This is a genomic window from Streptomyces sp. HUAS 31 (genome assembly GCF_028198125.1).
In the GTDB taxonomy this organism is placed as follows: domain Bacteria; phylum Actinomycetota; class Actinomycetes; order Streptomycetales; family Streptomycetaceae; genus Streptomyces; species Streptomyces chartreusis.
Map to the genome: position 1 here is coordinate 2089067 of NZ_CP116353.1, position 14782 is coordinate 2103848.

12 protein-coding genes and 1 pseudogene are annotated in these 14782 nt (G+C 69.7%); 3 read left to right on the forward strand and 10 right to left on the reverse strand.

The annotated features are described in order from the left end of the window. Positions 1-180: 180 nt before the first annotated feature. From PGH47_RS09115 to PGH47_RS09125, 3 genes are all read right to left on the reverse strand, one after another. A complete protein-coding gene (locus PGH47_RS09115) occupies positions 181-1080 on the reverse strand; it encodes a slipin family protein (protein WP_271662998.1) in 900 nt (299 codons plus the stop codon). 165 nt (positions 1081-1245) lie between these two features. Beyond that, complete coding sequence (locus tag PGH47_RS09120) at positions 1246-2151, reverse strand: S1 family peptidase (RefSeq protein WP_271662999.1); 906 nt, start codon at positions 2149-2151, stop codon at positions 1246-1248. Positions 2152-2559: 408 nt separating this feature from the next. Beyond that, positions 2560-3846: a DUF5685 family protein gene (locus PGH47_RS09125; RefSeq protein ID WP_271663000.1), complete on the reverse strand. Its 1287-nt coding sequence runs from the start codon at positions 3844-3846 to the stop codon at positions 2560-2562. Between the two features lie 322 nt (positions 3847-4168). Here PGH47_RS09125 and PGH47_RS09130 point away from each other — a divergent pair, with 322 nt between their 5' ends. Beyond that, a complete protein-coding gene (locus PGH47_RS09130) occupies positions 4169-4606 on the forward strand; it encodes a cell division protein SepF (protein ID WP_030954768.1) in 438 nt (145 codons plus the stop codon). A gap of 35 nt (positions 4607-4641) precedes the next feature. Here the strand turns inward: PGH47_RS09130 and PGH47_RS09135 are convergent, their stop codons facing one another. After that, positions 4642-5832 (reverse strand): acyl-CoA dehydrogenase family protein, encoded by a 1191-nt coding sequence (locus PGH47_RS09135; RefSeq protein ID WP_271663001.1) that lies wholly within the window; start codon positions 5830-5832, stop codon positions 4642-4644. A 123-nt stretch (positions 5833-5955) separates the two neighbouring features. Beyond that, positions 5956-7557, reverse strand: coding sequence for an MFS transporter (locus PGH47_RS09140; protein WP_271663002.1), 1602 nt, complete (start codon positions 7555-7557; stop codon positions 5956-5958). A 434-nt stretch (positions 7558-7991) separates the two neighbouring features. Here PGH47_RS09140 and PGH47_RS09145 point away from each other — a divergent pair, with 434 nt between their 5' ends. Continuing rightward, positions 7992-9020: a phosphatase PAP2 family protein gene (locus PGH47_RS09145; protein ID WP_271663003.1), complete on the forward strand. Its 1029-nt coding sequence runs from the start codon at positions 7992-7994 to the stop codon at positions 9018-9020. 90 nt (positions 9021-9110) lie between these two features. On the opposite strand, the gene PGH47_RS09150 is transcribed toward PGH47_RS09145, so the two are convergent. After that, positions 9111-9326 (reverse strand): I78 family peptidase inhibitor, encoded by a 216-nt coding sequence (locus tag PGH47_RS09150; RefSeq protein ID WP_030967768.1) that lies wholly within the window; start codon positions 9324-9326, stop codon positions 9111-9113. Between the two features lie 459 nt (positions 9327-9785). Between PGH47_RS09150 and ctaD the strand changes: the two are divergent. Then, a pseudogene (gene ctaD, locus PGH47_RS09155) lies at positions 9786-11360 on the forward strand (aa3-type cytochrome oxidase subunit I); the annotation flags it as partial. Here the strand turns inward: ctaD and PGH47_RS09160 are convergent. From PGH47_RS09160 to PGH47_RS09175, 4 genes are all read right to left on the reverse strand, one after another. Further along, on the reverse strand, positions 11359-12399 hold the full coding sequence (locus PGH47_RS09160; protein WP_333937995.1) for a helix-turn-helix transcriptional regulator: 1041 nt from the start codon (positions 12397-12399) through the stop codon (positions 11359-11361). The pseudogene ctaD and the gene PGH47_RS09160 overlap by 2 nt on opposite strands. A 7-nt stretch (positions 12400-12406) precedes the next feature. Beyond that, positions 12407-12853, reverse strand: a complete 447-nt coding sequence (locus PGH47_RS43105) for a hypothetical protein (RefSeq protein WP_333937996.1) — start codon at positions 12851-12853, stop codon at positions 12407-12409. A 73-nt stretch (positions 12854-12926) separates the two neighbouring features. After that, positions 12927-14222 (reverse strand): ABC transporter substrate-binding protein, encoded by a 1296-nt coding sequence (locus tag PGH47_RS09170; RefSeq protein WP_271663005.1) that lies wholly within the window; start codon positions 14220-14222, stop codon positions 12927-12929. Further along, entirely contained in the window at positions 14197-14748 is a 552-nt protein-coding gene (locus tag PGH47_RS09175; RefSeq protein WP_271663006.1) for a hypothetical protein, read from the reverse strand. The genes PGH47_RS09170 and PGH47_RS09175 overlap by 26 nt, the downstream gene beginning before the upstream one ends. Between the last annotated feature and the right edge of the window lie 34 nt (positions 14749-14782).

Consider the following 14782-nt stretch of genomic DNA (forward strand, 5'->3'; position numbering starts at 1 on the left):
TCCGCGCCGGTTGAACAAGGTTCACTATTCCTAGGTTCGAAGGGCGCACACAAGGTCGACTTCAGGACGCGCGTAGAACACGTTTGCACACCCCTAACCGCCTTGACCGTGCACAGTCACGCACGCCCTCTTCGCTGAGCAAACACTGCAAGCGAGCGAAACATAAGCAGCGTGTGAGGTCTACTCCTGTCTCAAAATCGACACATCCGGGTCCGGATCCAAACGAGTTTCACCAGAGGGAAGTTCGTCCTGAACGGTCCGGGATTCAACAGGCGCAGCCCGCTGCGAGTCAGACCCCGCCCCCTGCCCGGAGACCGCAACCTGCGAACCCTTCTCCAGAAATCGCAGCAATTCCACCGGAATCGGCAGCACCAGCGTGGAGTTCTTCTCGGCCGCCACAGCCATCACCGTCTGAAGCAGCCGCAACTGAAGGGCCGCCGGCGCGTCGGACATCTGATGCGCGGCCTCCGCGAGCTTCTTCGAGGCCTGGAGCTCGGCGTCGGCGTTGATGACCCGCGCCCGCCGCTCCCGGTCGGCCTCGGCCTGCCGCGCCATCGACCGCTTCATGGTCTCGGGCAGGGAGACGTCCTTGATCTCCACCCGGTCGATCGTCACGCCCCACTCGACGGCCGGGCTGTCGATCATCAACTCCAGCCCCTGATTGAGCCTTTCGCGGCTGGACAGCAGATCGTCCAGCTCGCTCTTGCCGATGATGGACCGCAGCGAGGTCTGCGCCATCTGCGAGACCGCGAACCGGTAGTCCTCCACCCGTACGACCGCCTCGGCCGGCGCGGTCACCTTGAAGTAGACGACGGCGTCGACCCGCACGGTCACATTGTCCCGGGTGATGCCCTCTTGTGCGGGAATCGGCATCGTCACGATCTGCATGTTCACTTTGCGCAGCTTGTCGACGCCCGGCACGATCATCGTGAACCCGGGCCCGCGCACTTCGGGCCGGAGCTTCCCGAGGCGGAAGACCACGCCCCGTTCGTACTGCTTGACGACCCGCGCGGCCGCAGCGACATAGACCACTCCGGCGGACGCGAGCGTCACTCCCGCCGCCACCAGCTCCTCGACCATCACCGACCCCCAGGGTCCGACGTGGGCGCATTACAGCGGAGTACTGCCTGAACGTCGACGGTAACCCCGTCACCGGAGCAAGGGCGAGCCCCCGCACGCCAGTTGCGTACGGGGGCTCACCTGCTGCCGGCTGCCGATGGGGCCGAACAGTTCCGGACCGAGAGGTCAGTAGACGCTGACGCCGTACGCGCTCAGGGCCTCGGTGACCGGCTGGAAGAAGGTCGTACCGCCGGAGGTGCAGTTGCCGCTGCCGCCGGAGGTCAGACCGTACGCGGTGCCGTTGCTGCCGTAGAGCGAACCGCCGGAGTCGCCGGGCTCGGCGCAGACCGTGGTCTGGATCAGGCCGGAGACGATGTCGCCGCCGCCGTAGTTGACGGTGGCGTTCAGGGCGGTGACCCGGCCGCTGTGCGTGCCGGTGGTGGAGCCGTCACGGATGACGGTGGTGCCCACGCTGGGCGTGGCCGCGCGGGTGATGTCCACGCCGTTCGCGGTACCGGGCCGGCTGACGGAACCGGAGTAGCGCACGATGCCGTAGTCGTTGCCCGGGAAGCTGGAGCCGGCGGTCGAGCCGATGACCGTCGTGCGGCCGGAGTTGGAGTACCAGGTGCCCGCACCGTCGGTGCAGTGGCCGGCCGTCAGGAAGTACTGGTTGCCGCTGCTGTCCTGGACGTTGAAGCCGAGCGAGCAGCGCCAGCTACTCGCATAGATGGCGTCGCCGCCCTGGATGAACTTGCTGAACTTGCCGGGGACGCTCTTGATGGTGAGCGCGTCGGCGTTCGCCCCGGCCTGTTCCTTGATCTTCGCGATCTCCGCCTGGGAGACCGTGCTGTCCACGGTCACCGTGACGCGGTTGGTCTTGCTGTCGACGGACCAGGCGGTGCCCGGGACGTCGGCCTTCAGCACGGAGCCGCTCGCGCTCTTGAGCTGGGCGGCGCTGAAGGTGGCGGGAGTCTCCGCGGCGGTCGCGTTGGGGATCGCGATCGCGGCCGCGGCAACGAGGCCGGTGGAAACGGCGATCAGCCGGGTCCGTCTCGTAATGCCGCTGCGGGGGGTGGTGCGCTTGATCCTCACGTTTCGTTCCCTCCAAGGGAAGTCGGGGGCCCGCGTGGGGTCGGGGCCCGGTGAGGCGCAGTCAGTAGGGCCGCTGTCCGGATTCCGAACATGCCGTGCCCCTGACAAGCGCTGAGGGGAGTATTCGGTCGAACGACCGGTCGGCACAAGGGCGCCTTTCGGCCGTCAACTTTTGAACCATCTGTGCGAGTTGGCCGCTCCTGCCCCGGTCAGAGCCGGTCGGCACCACTCGGCGCAGCTTGCGCCCACCTGGCCGACAACGAGGTCGGACGTGTTGCCAGGTGGCGCAAAGGAACGCACGGATTGGTCGGCGGAGGCAGGGAGCGGCAACATGACGCGGTTGAGCCCGTACGGCACGGTCCCCGTATCAGGGATGTCCGGAAGTAGCCGCCATCTACGCGCGTGCGTTCAGCAACCGTCGCAGGGGCAGCAGCAGTCGCACCCGTCGCAGTCGCAGTCACGGCAGCAGCCCTCGCGCTTCTTGCGGGACCACGGACCCTCGTACTCCTTGGCGCAGCACAGCTTGCAGGTGCAGCACAGCAGCCAGAACATCCCGCAGCCGGCCCAGAAACCACGCCGCTTCGGCGGCTGTGGGGCCGACCCACCGCCGAACCCGCCGAACCCGCCGAAGTCACCGCCACCGCCGCCGCTTCCACCGGCGCCACCGCCGGGCGCGCCTCCGCCCCCGGCATACGGGTTCCCGCCGGCGTACGGATTCCCGCCCCCGGCGTACGGATTCTGCGGCGCGCCGTACGGCCCGGGCTGCTGCGGCGGCTGCCCATAGGGCCCGGGCTGACCAGGCTGCCCCGGCTGATGCGAGGCATGGGACCCACAGGTCGGCACCGTGCCGAACGCCCGGTCCACCGAGCGCCGCAGCTCGTGCACCAGCAGCAGGTGGGCGAGTCCCGGATCCGTGAACTCCACCTCGCGCAGCGCCAGCCGTACCCCGTGCACGGCGTCGTCGGCGAGCCGGCGCGCTTCGGCGAGCGAGGTCCCGGTCGCGGTGAGGGGGTTCCACGCACCCGCCTCGGCGTCGGCCGCCCGGTCCTCCACGGCGTCCAGGAGGTGGGCCAGCCGTCCGAACATGCGCCCGGCCTCGGCGAGCGGCTCGGCGTTGCCGGGCCGTCCGGCCAGGATCGCGGTGTGCGCGAAGGCCGCGGCGGTCGCCGTCTCGGTCGGCTCGGTCACGGTGAGCACCGAGGTGCCGAGCCCGGCCAGCGTCTCGATGCCGACCTGCCGGTCCACGGCGTCGACGAGTACGGCGGTGTCGAACCCGACGGCCGAGCCGCCACGGGCACCCGCCGCACCCCAGCCGGCGGCCACCCGGCGCGCGGCGAGCGCCACCGGCTTACGGGCCAGCAGCCCGTCCCCGTCCGTGACATGGTCACGGACCTTGGCCGAGGCGAGCACCAGCGAGACGGCGGCGGCGAGCCGGGCGCCCTCACCCTGTGCGACGGACGCGGTTCGCATCCCGCGCAGCGGGCAGGGTCCTGCTGTACGCCGCAGTCCGTCGGCCTTCTCCGACTGAGCTTCCGTCAGGACGGAGATGAGAAGCCCGTCGTAATTGGTGACGATCCGAGCGAACTGACCGTGGTCCCCGCGCAACGAGAGGCACAATCCGCACAAATGCGCCATCCACTGGCCCGCGAGGTTCTCTCCGAGCCGATGACGACAGGGCCTGACGATTCCGAACACGACGCTCCCCCGAGGTTCTTACGACGCATCTACGACGCTGAGCTGCCGCATCGTACCGGCCGCCGTGCCGTTCGCCACGGACGGCTCGTTCACCCGTACGCACCCCGCCTCACCCATACGCCGCGAAGAATCATATTTCACTCACAGTCAGCAGCCGTACGTGGCATGCCCCTTGGGGGACACGGGCTCTCGACGTATTCGCTGTGCACCAGTACCGTCACAAACCCCCCGCGCGGCGTCTATCCACTTGGCGCGACGTCCGCATCATGGATGACCATAGGGATGCGGAAGGCAACAGAGACCGCTGTGAGAGGAGGCGTCCATGGGATCGGTACGCAAGGCGAGCGCCTGGCTGGGCCTCGTCGACGACAACGATGACGAGCGTTACTACGACGACGACTACTCCGAAGGGACCGAGCCCGGGGAGGCCTGGGTCACCGACCCGCGGGTCAAGGTGGCCACGGACGTGGCGGAGGAGAAGGGCCGCCGGATCGGCACGGTCACTCCGGACAGCTTCCGGGACGCCCGCGCCATCGGCGAGCTGTTCCGGGACGGGGTCCCGGTCATCATGAACCTCACGGCCATGGAGCCGGCCGACGCCAAGCGCGTCGTCGACTTCGCGGCGGGGCTCATCTTCGGTCTGCGCGGTTCGATCGACCGGGTGTCCAACCGGGTGTTCCTGCTGACGCCGGCCGACACGGAGATCATCAGCGGCGAGCGCGCGGCTCACCGCGAGGACGGCTTCTACAACCAGAGCTGAGGCAGGGCCGTTCACCGGCCCTGCCCCCTGGTGGGTCAGCGGAAGGCGTCGAGCCCGGTGAGCGCCTTGCCCAGCACGAGCTGGTGCATCTCGACGGTGCCCTCATAGGTGAGCACCGATTCGAGGTTGGTCGCGTGCCGCATCACGGGGTATTCGAGCGAGATCCCGTTGGCACCGAGAATCGTCCGTGACGTACGGCAGATGTCGATGGCCTCGCGGACGTTGTTCAGCTTTCCGAAGCTGACCTGTTCCGGACGCAGTCGACCCGCGTCCATCCGCCGCCCCAGATGGTGGGCGAGCAGGATCCCCTTGTGCAGTTCGAGCGCCATGTCGGCGAGCTTGGCCTGGGTGAGCTGGAAGCCCCCGATCGGCCGGCCGAACTGCTCCCGCGTCTTCGAGTAGTCCACGGCGGCCTCGAAACAGGACCGCGCCGCGCCCATGGCGCCCCACACGATCCCGTACCGGGCGTGCGAGAGACAGCTGAGCGGCCCCTTGAGCCCGACGACCCCGGGCAGCACCGCGTCGGCCGGCAGCCGTACGTCGTCCATCACGAGCTCACTGGTGACGGAGGCCCGCAGCGACAGCTTGTGCTTGATCTCCGGCGCGGAGAACCCGGCGCTGTCGGCAGGGACGACGAATCCGCGGATGCCCTCGTCGGTCTGCGCCCACACGACGGCGACGCCGGAGACGGACCCATTGGTGATCCACATCTTCCGCCCGTTGAGGACCCAGTCGGAGCCGTCGCGCTTGGCGTACGTCCGCATGGAGCCCGGGTCGGAGCCGTGGTCGGGCTCGGTCAGCCCGAAGCAGCCGATGACCTCACCGGAGGCCATCCGGGGCAGCCACGCCTGCTTCTGCTCCTCGCTGCCGAAGCGGTGAATGGCGTACATGGCGAGGGATCCCTGCACGGACACCAGGGACCGGATCCCGGAGTCGGCGGCCTCCAGCTCCAGACAGGCGAGCCCGTACTGCACGGCGGAGGCACCGGCGCATCCGTACCCCTCCAGCGACATCCCGAGGGCACCGATCTCCCCGAGCTCCCGCGCGAGCTCACGGATCCCCGGCAGCTCGCCCTTCTCGTACCACTCGGCGACATACGGCAGGACCCGATCCGCCGCCCACGCCCGCACGGTGCCCCGCACGGCCAGATCCTCGGGCTCCAGGAGATCGTCGACACCGAGCGGATCAGCGGGGTCGAACGGGGGCAACTTCGAGGACGCGGACATGGAAGACCCTCCGGCAACGAATTAAACTAGCGCCGCTAGTCACGACTGTGAGCCAGACGCTACGACGCAGTGTCCCGCACGTCCAGTGCGTGACGATGCGCCGGTCGGCGGGAGAAGGCTTCGTCAGGCGGAGACGCGGGTCTCCGCGACTTCCCTGGGCTTCGGCAGCTCCACGCTCTCCGCCTCGCACTGCATGCTCCGCGGCAACCGCAACGCCATCGCCGCCCCGAGCAGCAACAACCCCGCACTGACGAGCAACGTCACATGCAGCCCGTGCACGAACGCGTTCCGCGCCGCGTGCTGAAGCGCCGCCCCCGCCGACCCACCAAGCTGCCCGGCAACCTCGTACGCCTCCCCCAACGAGTGCGAGGCAGCCGTGGAGGCCGAATCCGGCACACCCGACACCGCCGACAGCCCGGGGGCGTACGCCGCGTTCATCACGCTGCCCAGCAACGCGATACCGATACCGGCGCCCAGCTGGTACGACGTCTCCCCGATCGCCGCCGCCCCACCGGCCTGCTCCTGCGGAGCCTCGCTCAGCATCGACTCGTACGCCCCGAAGAGCGTCGTCTCAAGCCCGAAGCCCAGCAGGACAAACCCGACAAGCAGCAGCCCGGGGTTGTCCTCGCCGCCCATGGCGGTCAGCACGACCACCGCGAGCGCCGTGAGGCAGAACCCGGCGCACACCATCCGCCGCGGCCCGAACCGCCGCAGCATCCGCGCCCCCGCGAGCCCGGACGCCATCGCCGCGAAGGTCAGCGGCAGCAGCCGCAGCCCGGTCTCCAGCGGCGACAGCCCCAGCACGAGCTGCAGATACTGCGCCGCGATCAGCTCCAGGCCGACGAGCGCGAGCATCGCCAGCACGATGCACCCGACGGACGTGCTGAACGCGGGGCGCGCGAACATCTTCAGGTCCACCAGCGGATACGTCCGCCGCCGCTGCCGCCGTACGAAGAGGATCAGCATCGCCGCGCCGACCACCAGCGGCACCAGGGTGAACAGGCTGGCCACCGGCTCCCCGCCGCCGAGCCGCTTCACGCCGAGGACGACGCCGAACAGACCGGCCGCCGCGAGCAGCGCGCCGATCACGTCCCAGGGGCCCTTGGGGTCGCCCTTCGACTCGGGCAGCAGCAGCCGGCCCACCGGGAGGCTGACCAGCATCAGCGGGATGTTGACGAGGAAGACCGAGCCCCACCAGAAGTGTTCGAGGAGGAAGCCGCCGAGGAGCGGCCCGGCCGCCGCGCCGACCGCGGCCACCGCGCTCCAGATGCCGATGGCGAGGGCCCGCTCGCGCCGGTCGGGGAAGACCTGGCGCAGGATCGACAGGGTCGCGGGCATGATCATCGCGCCGCCGACCCCGAGCAGGGCGCGGGCCAGGATCAGTACCTGTGGGTCGTGCGCGAGGGCCGCGAGGCCGGAGGCCAGGCCGAAGAGGCCGTATCCGAGGAGCAGGACGCGTCTGCGGCCGACCCGGTCACCGAGCGTGCCGAAGAGGATCAGCAGCGAGGCGCAGACGAGCGGGTAGATGTCGACGATCCAGAGCAGTTCTATCGCGCCGGGGCGAAGGTCCTCGGTGACGGCCGGCACAGCCACGTGCAGCACGGTCGCGTCGACGGCGACGAGCAGCAGGCTGACGCACAGGACGACGAGGACGACCCAGCGGTTGGCACCGGCCCCGGCCGCCCGACGGCGCAGCGCAGCGGCAGCCGTGGTCGTCCCGGACATGTACGTACCTCCCAGATGTTCCCTCGCCCTCGGCGGGCACACGGGGTGGGGACTCCCCGCGACTCGGCCGGAGAGGAGCGGTGGTCTCCGGCCCGCGCAACCAGGGCGAGTGACTCGTCAGGGTACGCGAGTCCAGGTCCGGGCCGAGTGGCGGACCTCTCAGACTCCACACGATCGCGTGTGGCGTACGCCACACGCACCGGCCCACGGCCGGTGAGCCCCAGGAGAATTCCACCCAAGGATTCGGTGAACGAATTCATAAGCGCTGAAAAACGAACCAACAGAATGATCAAAGGAATTGAAGGATGCAGCCGCAGATGATTACGGATTCCTTGGAAATAAACCGCCCCCTGAGAGGAATCCCACATCACATCGTCATCACAAAGCCGTGGAATCGCCCTTGAACTGCGCTCACTCGCTGTAACGTCGATTGGGTGCGTACCGAACGAAAGCTGACCCGTCTGGACCGGGTCTTCGCCAGGCTGGACCGGGAACCGGAACGTCCGGCCCACATCGATGTGCCGCGGATGACCCGGCACAGGATCGTGCTCTTCTCCGCGACCCTGGCCTTCTACGGGGCCATCGTGTGGGCCGTAGTCATCACCTCATGGCTCGTCCGGCTCGACTGGCAGGTCATGTTCTTCCGCCCCTACCAGCAGTGGGCGGAGATCCACGCGTTCGTCGACTACTACGTGGTGCTCGGCCAGCGCGGCCCGACCGCCGTGATGGTCGCGGCCTGGCTGGGCTGGCGCTCGTGGCGGCAGCACACCCTGCGTCCACTGCTCGCGCTCGGCGTCTCGCTGCTGCTGCTGAACATCACCGTCGGTGCCGCCAAGATCGGCATGGGCCGGCTCGGCCCGCACTACGCGACCACCATCGGCGCGAACGAGATGGGCCTCGGCGGCGATATATTTCCCAGCGGCCACACCGCCAACGCCGTGGTGACCTGGGGAATCCTGGCCTATCTGGCCTCGACCCCGAGAGCGCGCCGCTGGCTGTCGGCCCTGTCGGCGGTGACCTCGCTGGGCGTGGGTCTGTCCACCGTCTACCTCGGTACGCACTGGTTGAGCGACGTGCTGCTCGGCTGGGCCGCAGGTCTGCTGATCCTGCTCGCCCTGCCGTGGTTCGAGCCGCTGATCGCCCGCTCCGAGGCCTGGCTCTTCGCCCTGCGCGACCGCTTGCGCGCCCGCCGGGCCGGCGCCCTGCCCGCGACCGCCCCGGTCCCGGTCGAGGCTCCGGTGCTGCTCAAGGCGCGCCCCACGGCCTCCGACGACGAGGCCGCCGCGCGCGAGGCGTCGCCGCCTGCCCGGTCGCCACGGGCGCCGGTGTACCTCGCTCCGGGCCCGCACACGGCCCGTGGGGAGCGCACGCCGGTCACCCCGGCCGGCAGCCGCCGCCCGCCGCACACGGACCGCGTCGGCCGCGGCGGGGCCCAAGCGGCCCGCCCGCTCACGGGCGGCTGACCCGCCCTGTACAACGCGGTCCGGTACGCACGACCGACCGCACGGCGACGGCCCCGGTTCCTGAGCAGGAACCGGGGCCGTCGCCGTCCGTCAGCCCTTCCAGGCCCGCGTCACCTGGCCGTCCTTCACCTCGAAGTTCAGCCGTCCCACGCGGTACTCCATGGTGATGATCGCCCCCGGCGGCAGCGAACGCACCGTGCTCCAACCGCGTTCGCGGGCGAGCCGCTCGGCCCCGTCGGCGTCGAGTCCGACATACGCATCCGGGTTGTCCTGGGGATCTGCGGGGGGTTTCGGAATGGGTGCCATGGGGCCAACGCTAGGGCCTCGCCGAGGGATCGGGCCAGTGCGGAGGGTGAACCTTTGTAGCGGCCATCCGAGGTCACACGTCCCTCCGGGGTCACGCTTTTGTCACAGAATCACGACACGCGTTTCGGTCACTCCGACATCGACGGACTGTCACACGGACGGGGGATTCTCTGGGCCTTCCGCAGGCATTCGATCGTAATTCCCGCGTGTCGTGCGGACGGGTCCGACAGCCCGGCGGAAAAGTGCCCGAAGAACTGTCCGCGGACTCCTTTTTCCCCGATTCCGCGCGGGCCACGGGAGCCGGCACCGCACAGAAAGTACATGGTTCCACCACAGGACCTCCGTACGCCCCCTGTCGGAGCGCTGTCGACGCGAGCATCATGTCGTGAGCTCGCGTCGGCGCGTGCGACGCGGGCTTCAGCGGGCCCGGGACGCGACGAGCGAAGGGGCGAGCGAGCGATGGGGACGCAGACCGCAGAGGCGACGGCACGACCCGTGCGGAGCAGGCCGCCGGGCGGCCGCGTGGTGGTCGACTGGCTGACCACGACGGACCACAAGAAGATCGGTCACCTCTACCTGATCACGTCTTTCGTGTTCTTCCTGTCCGGCGGTGCCATGGCCCTGGTGATGCGGGCCGAGCTCGCCCGCCCCGGGATGCAGATCGTCAGCAACGAGCAGTTCAACCAGCTGTTCACCATGCACGGCACGATCATGCTGCTGCTCTTCGCGACCCCGACCTTCGCGGGCTTCGCCAACGAGCTGATGCCGCTCCAGATCGGCTCCCCGGACGTCGCCTTCCCGCGGCTGAACATGCTCTCGTACTGGCTGTTCCTGTTCGGCGGCCTGATCGTGATGGGCTCGCTGATCGTGCCGGACGGGCCCGCCTCCTACGGCTGGTTCGCCTACGCGCCCCTCAACAGCCTGGAGCGCTCCCCCGGCATCGGCCCCGACCTGTGGATCATGGGCCTGGCGCTGGCCGGCTTCGGCACGATCCTCGGCGCGGTCAACTTCATCACCACCATCATCGGGATGCGCGCGCCAGGCATGACGATGTTCCGGATGCCGATCTTCGTGTGGAACACCCTGTTCACGTCGATCCTGATCCTGATGGCGTTCCCGGTCCTGGCGGCGTCCCTGCTCGTGCTGGAGGCCGACCGCCGGTTCGGCTCGGTGGTGTTCGAGGCGGCCAACGGCGGGGCGCTGCTGTGGCAGCACCTGTTCTGGTTCTTCGGGCATCCCGAGGTGTACATCATCGCGCTGCCGTTCTTCGGCATCATCACGGAGATCATCCCGGTCTTCAGCCGTAAGCCGATCTTCGGCTATCTGACGCTGGTCGGGGCGACGATGGCGATCACCGGTCTGTCGATCGTGGTGTGGGCGCACCACATGTTCGTCACCGGCGCGGTGCTGCTGCCGTACTTCTCCTTCATGAGTTTCCTGATCGCCGTCCCCACGGGCGTGAAGTTCTTCAACTGGTCCGGGACCATGATCAAGGGCTCGCTGTCCTTCGAGACACCGATGCTGTGGGCGACGGGCTTCCTGGTGACGTTCCTCTTCGGCGGTCTGACCGGGGTGATCCTGGCGTCGCCGCCGATGGACTTCCACGTCTCCGACTCGTACTTCGTGGTCGCCCACTTCCACTACGTCGTCTTCGGCACGGTCGTCTTCGCGATCTTCGCCGGGTTCCACTTCTGGTGGCCGAAGTTCACCGGGAAGATGCTCGACGAGCGGCTCGGCAAGATGCACTTCTGGACGCTGTTCGTCGGCTTCCACACCACGTTCCTGGTGCAGCACTGGCTGGGCGCGGAGGGCATGCCGCGCCGGTACGCGGACTATCTCGCGGCCGACGGCTTCACCACGCTGAACACCGTCTCCACGATCGGCGCGTTCCTGCTGGGCCTGTCGACGCTGCCGTTCCTCTACAACGTCTGGCGGACCGCCAAGTACGGCAAGAAGGTCGAGGTCGACGACCCCTGGGGCTACGGCCGCTCCCTGGAGTGGGCGACCTCCTGCCCGCCCCCGCGGCACAACTTCACGACGCTGCCGAAGGTCCGCTCGGAGTCCCCGGCGTTCGATCTGCACCATCCGCAGCACGCGCTGGAGGCTCCGCAGCCCGAGCCAAAGAGCGAGCAAGCCGGCCCTGAGCCGTCCTGATCGTCTCGACCAGTTCGACCGGCTCCAGAACCTCGAACTCGAAGCCCATCAGCATCACATGGATGACCATCACGTCGAGGCTCCCGGCACCGGTGCGCAGCAGGCAGCTGTCCGGCCCCTCCGCCTCCAGCTGCCCCGCCGTGGGCGAGACCCGCTCGGCCGCCTCCGCCAGGGGCACCAGCAGCCGGACGACGGCCTGCGAGGCGTACGCGCGCGTGGAGACGCCCCTGGAGACGTACGCGGCGAGGTCCTCGGCGGGCGGTGTGCGCGGGGCGAAGCGGGGGCCGTGCGGTGGCTTCGGGATGACGCGGTCGACGCGGAACGTACGCCAGTCCTCGCGGTCGAGGTCCCAGGCGACCAGGTACCAGCGGCGCTCGCTGCACACCAGGCGGTGCGGTTCGACGCTGCGGCGGCTGGCGGCGCCCTCGTGGTCGCGGTACTCGAACCTGAGGCGTTCGGAGTCCCGGCAGAGGTTGGCGAGTTCGGTGAGGACGGCCGGGTCGACGGCGGAGGGCTGGGGACCGCGCAGCATCGGCACGGTGAAGGCGTTCAGGGCGCCCACGCGGCGGCGCAGCCGGTTCGGCAGGACCTGTTCCAGCTTGGCGAGGGCGCGCACCGACGTCTCGCCGATGCCCTCGATGCCCTGTCCTGCGGCGGTGCGCAGTCCGACGGCGACGGCGACCGCCTCGTCGTCGTCCAGCAGCAGGGGCGGGAGCTCGGCGCCGGCGCCGAGTTGGTAGCCGCCTCCCGTGCCGGGGCTGGCGTTGACGGGGTAGCCCAGTTCGCGCAGCCGGTCGACGTCGCGGCGGACGGTGCGCGGGGTGACGCCGAGGCGGCCGGCGAGTTCGGCGCCGGACCAGTCGCGATGGGCCTGGAGCAGGGAGAGCAGCCGCAGGAGTCGTGCGGATGTGTCCAGCATGTAGCGCCTAACAGCTCGGAAGTGCGGATCTCGCGGGCGAGTGCGGATCCATGGTGGCTGATCGCGCAGTTACCCGCGCCCCCGAGGGGGATGCCGGTAATCGGCACTCGACGCTCAGGTTCCCCTGCCGGGTCTCGTAGGGGACCCGGGAGGCGTGCGGGTGCACGTCCATGGCGCCCGACGCCACCCGGTGGTCCGAGTCCTCCTCCGTCACGCTGGCATAGGCGTCCCAGTGGCCCTCCAGCAGAGACACGCTGCTGGGCAGTGCTGCCCGCAGGCGGCCCTTCGTCGCCGGAGCGAGGGGCAGGGTGACCTCCTCGGGGCCCTCGCGGTGGCGCAGGACGAGATGGGCCGTGTCGGCCGCCCCGGTCGCGCTGACGTCGAAGGTCAGCCCGCCGGCCGAGTCCGCTATGCAGTCGGCGCGCAGGGGTACGGCATGCGACACGGGGGTCATGCGCTGGGGTTCCTCCTCGGTGGTCTCTCCGCTTCGTGGGTTGGACCGGCGAACCGGCTGTTCGGTTGCCCCGTCAGGGCCGGTACGGCAGCTGCGGGACCTCGAAGCACGTGTCGTTCATGTCTCCCTGGGACACCCAGCCCCTGCCGTCCGTCCAGCGGGCCACCGACAGACAGGTCCGGCGGCTCTTCGGCGGCTCGGGCAGCCGCTCGAACCGGACCGGGATCAGCAGGCCGCCGGCGGTGTAGCCCTGGCTGTGGTTCATCCGGTCGTCGACGCACGCGCGCGTGACGCCCTTCGGCGCGCACGCCTTCGCCGCGTCCGTGAACCACTTCGCCGCCGCCCAGCCCTCCAGCTGCCACTGGGAGTGGCTGTCCAGGCTCTCGGTGGCGTCCCGGAACTCGCGTACGGCGTCCTGGCCGGTGTCCTCGAAGTTGCGGGACGACCCGGTCGCCCACAGGGCGTTGCGGCAGCGCGGTGCGTCCTTGTAGTCCTCGGCGACGGTGGACGTCCAGTTCTGTACGTTCGTCACCTTGGCGGTGACGTCGGCGCCGACCTCGTCCATCGCCTCGCACAGCTGGGCGTTGCCGTGCGTGTCGATGGCGTCGAAGACGAGGTCGGCGCCCTGCTCCTTCAGATCGGCGGCCACCGCGCGGAAGTTGGGCAGCGCGAAGTCGACCTGTTCGGTGACGACCTTGTAGCCCTCGGCCCTCAGTCCCCGTTCGACGAGCCGGGCGTAGGCGGCCGACGCGGGCTGGTTGTAGGAGACGACGGCGGCCGTCCGGGCGCCGTGCTCGCGTTTGAAATAGCGGTAGACCTCCGTTCCGCCGTACTGCTCGCCGTCCCAGCCGGTGGTGCCGTCACGGGGCGCGAGGCTGCCGTAGACGCCGTACAGGTGCGGCCAGGTGTCGTAGGCGGCCCCGATGGGCTGGCCGCCGATGTCGGGCACGCGCGCGTGCGAGACGCGCGAGGCGCCCGCGTAGTCGAGGGCGGTGGTGGCGACGAGGGCGACGACCTTGTCCTCGTCGATCAGCCGGTGCACGCACTCGTTGTTGCCGATGCCGCTGCCGCCGTCGTCGCACAGGCGCACCTCGACGCGGCGGCCGTCGATGCCGCCGCGCGCGTTGAGACGGTCGAAGAAGGCCTTGGCGCCGTCGCGCGGGCCGGTGAAGGCGTTGCCGCCGACGGGGCTGGTGGCGCTGGTGATGACGCCGACGCGGATCGGGGCGCGGTCCCGGGCCGGCTCCGAGGGGCTGCCACGGTCCCGGTGTTCGAAGTCGCTCTCGGGCAACCGGCTGCCGCACGCCGTACCCAGTGTCAGCAGCAGCACGGCGATCGCCGCCTCAGCAGCCCGGGATCGGTGACCCATTGCCGCTCAACTGGACCAGCGCGCACAGGGTCTTGGCGGACACCTTCCAGGTGCCGTCCTGTTCGACCGCGGTTCCGGAGGCGTTCGGCAGGGCGGTGGCGCCCTTGAGGGTCAGGTCGTAGGTCACGTCCGCCTCGGTGGGCGAGGTGAACTCGATCTTGGAGACCTGCGCCTCGACCTGTCCGCCGCGCTCGTCGCCGCTGAACGCCTGGAGGACCGGTGCCATCCGCGCGCCGTTCTCCAGGACGGTCTGCTTGTCCTCGAGGGAGGTCTTGGGGTCGAAGAACTTCTGCCAGTTCTGCTTGATCTCGGTCTCGGCCGCCCCAGCGTCGGCGGGCGCCGTCGCGGCCGGTGACTGCTGGGTCTGCTCCACGGTCGGAGTCGGCGGTGTCTCGCTGCTCCCGCCGCCCTCGTCGTCGCTGCACGCCGCGAGGGCAGGGCCGAGGGAGAGGAGCAGGGCGGCCGCCAGTGCCGTCCCCCGCCGCCTGCGTGTTTCGTGTCGCCTGAGGTCGCTCCCGAGAACCATCTGGCTCACCACCGGGTGTCGATCCGGGCCGTGT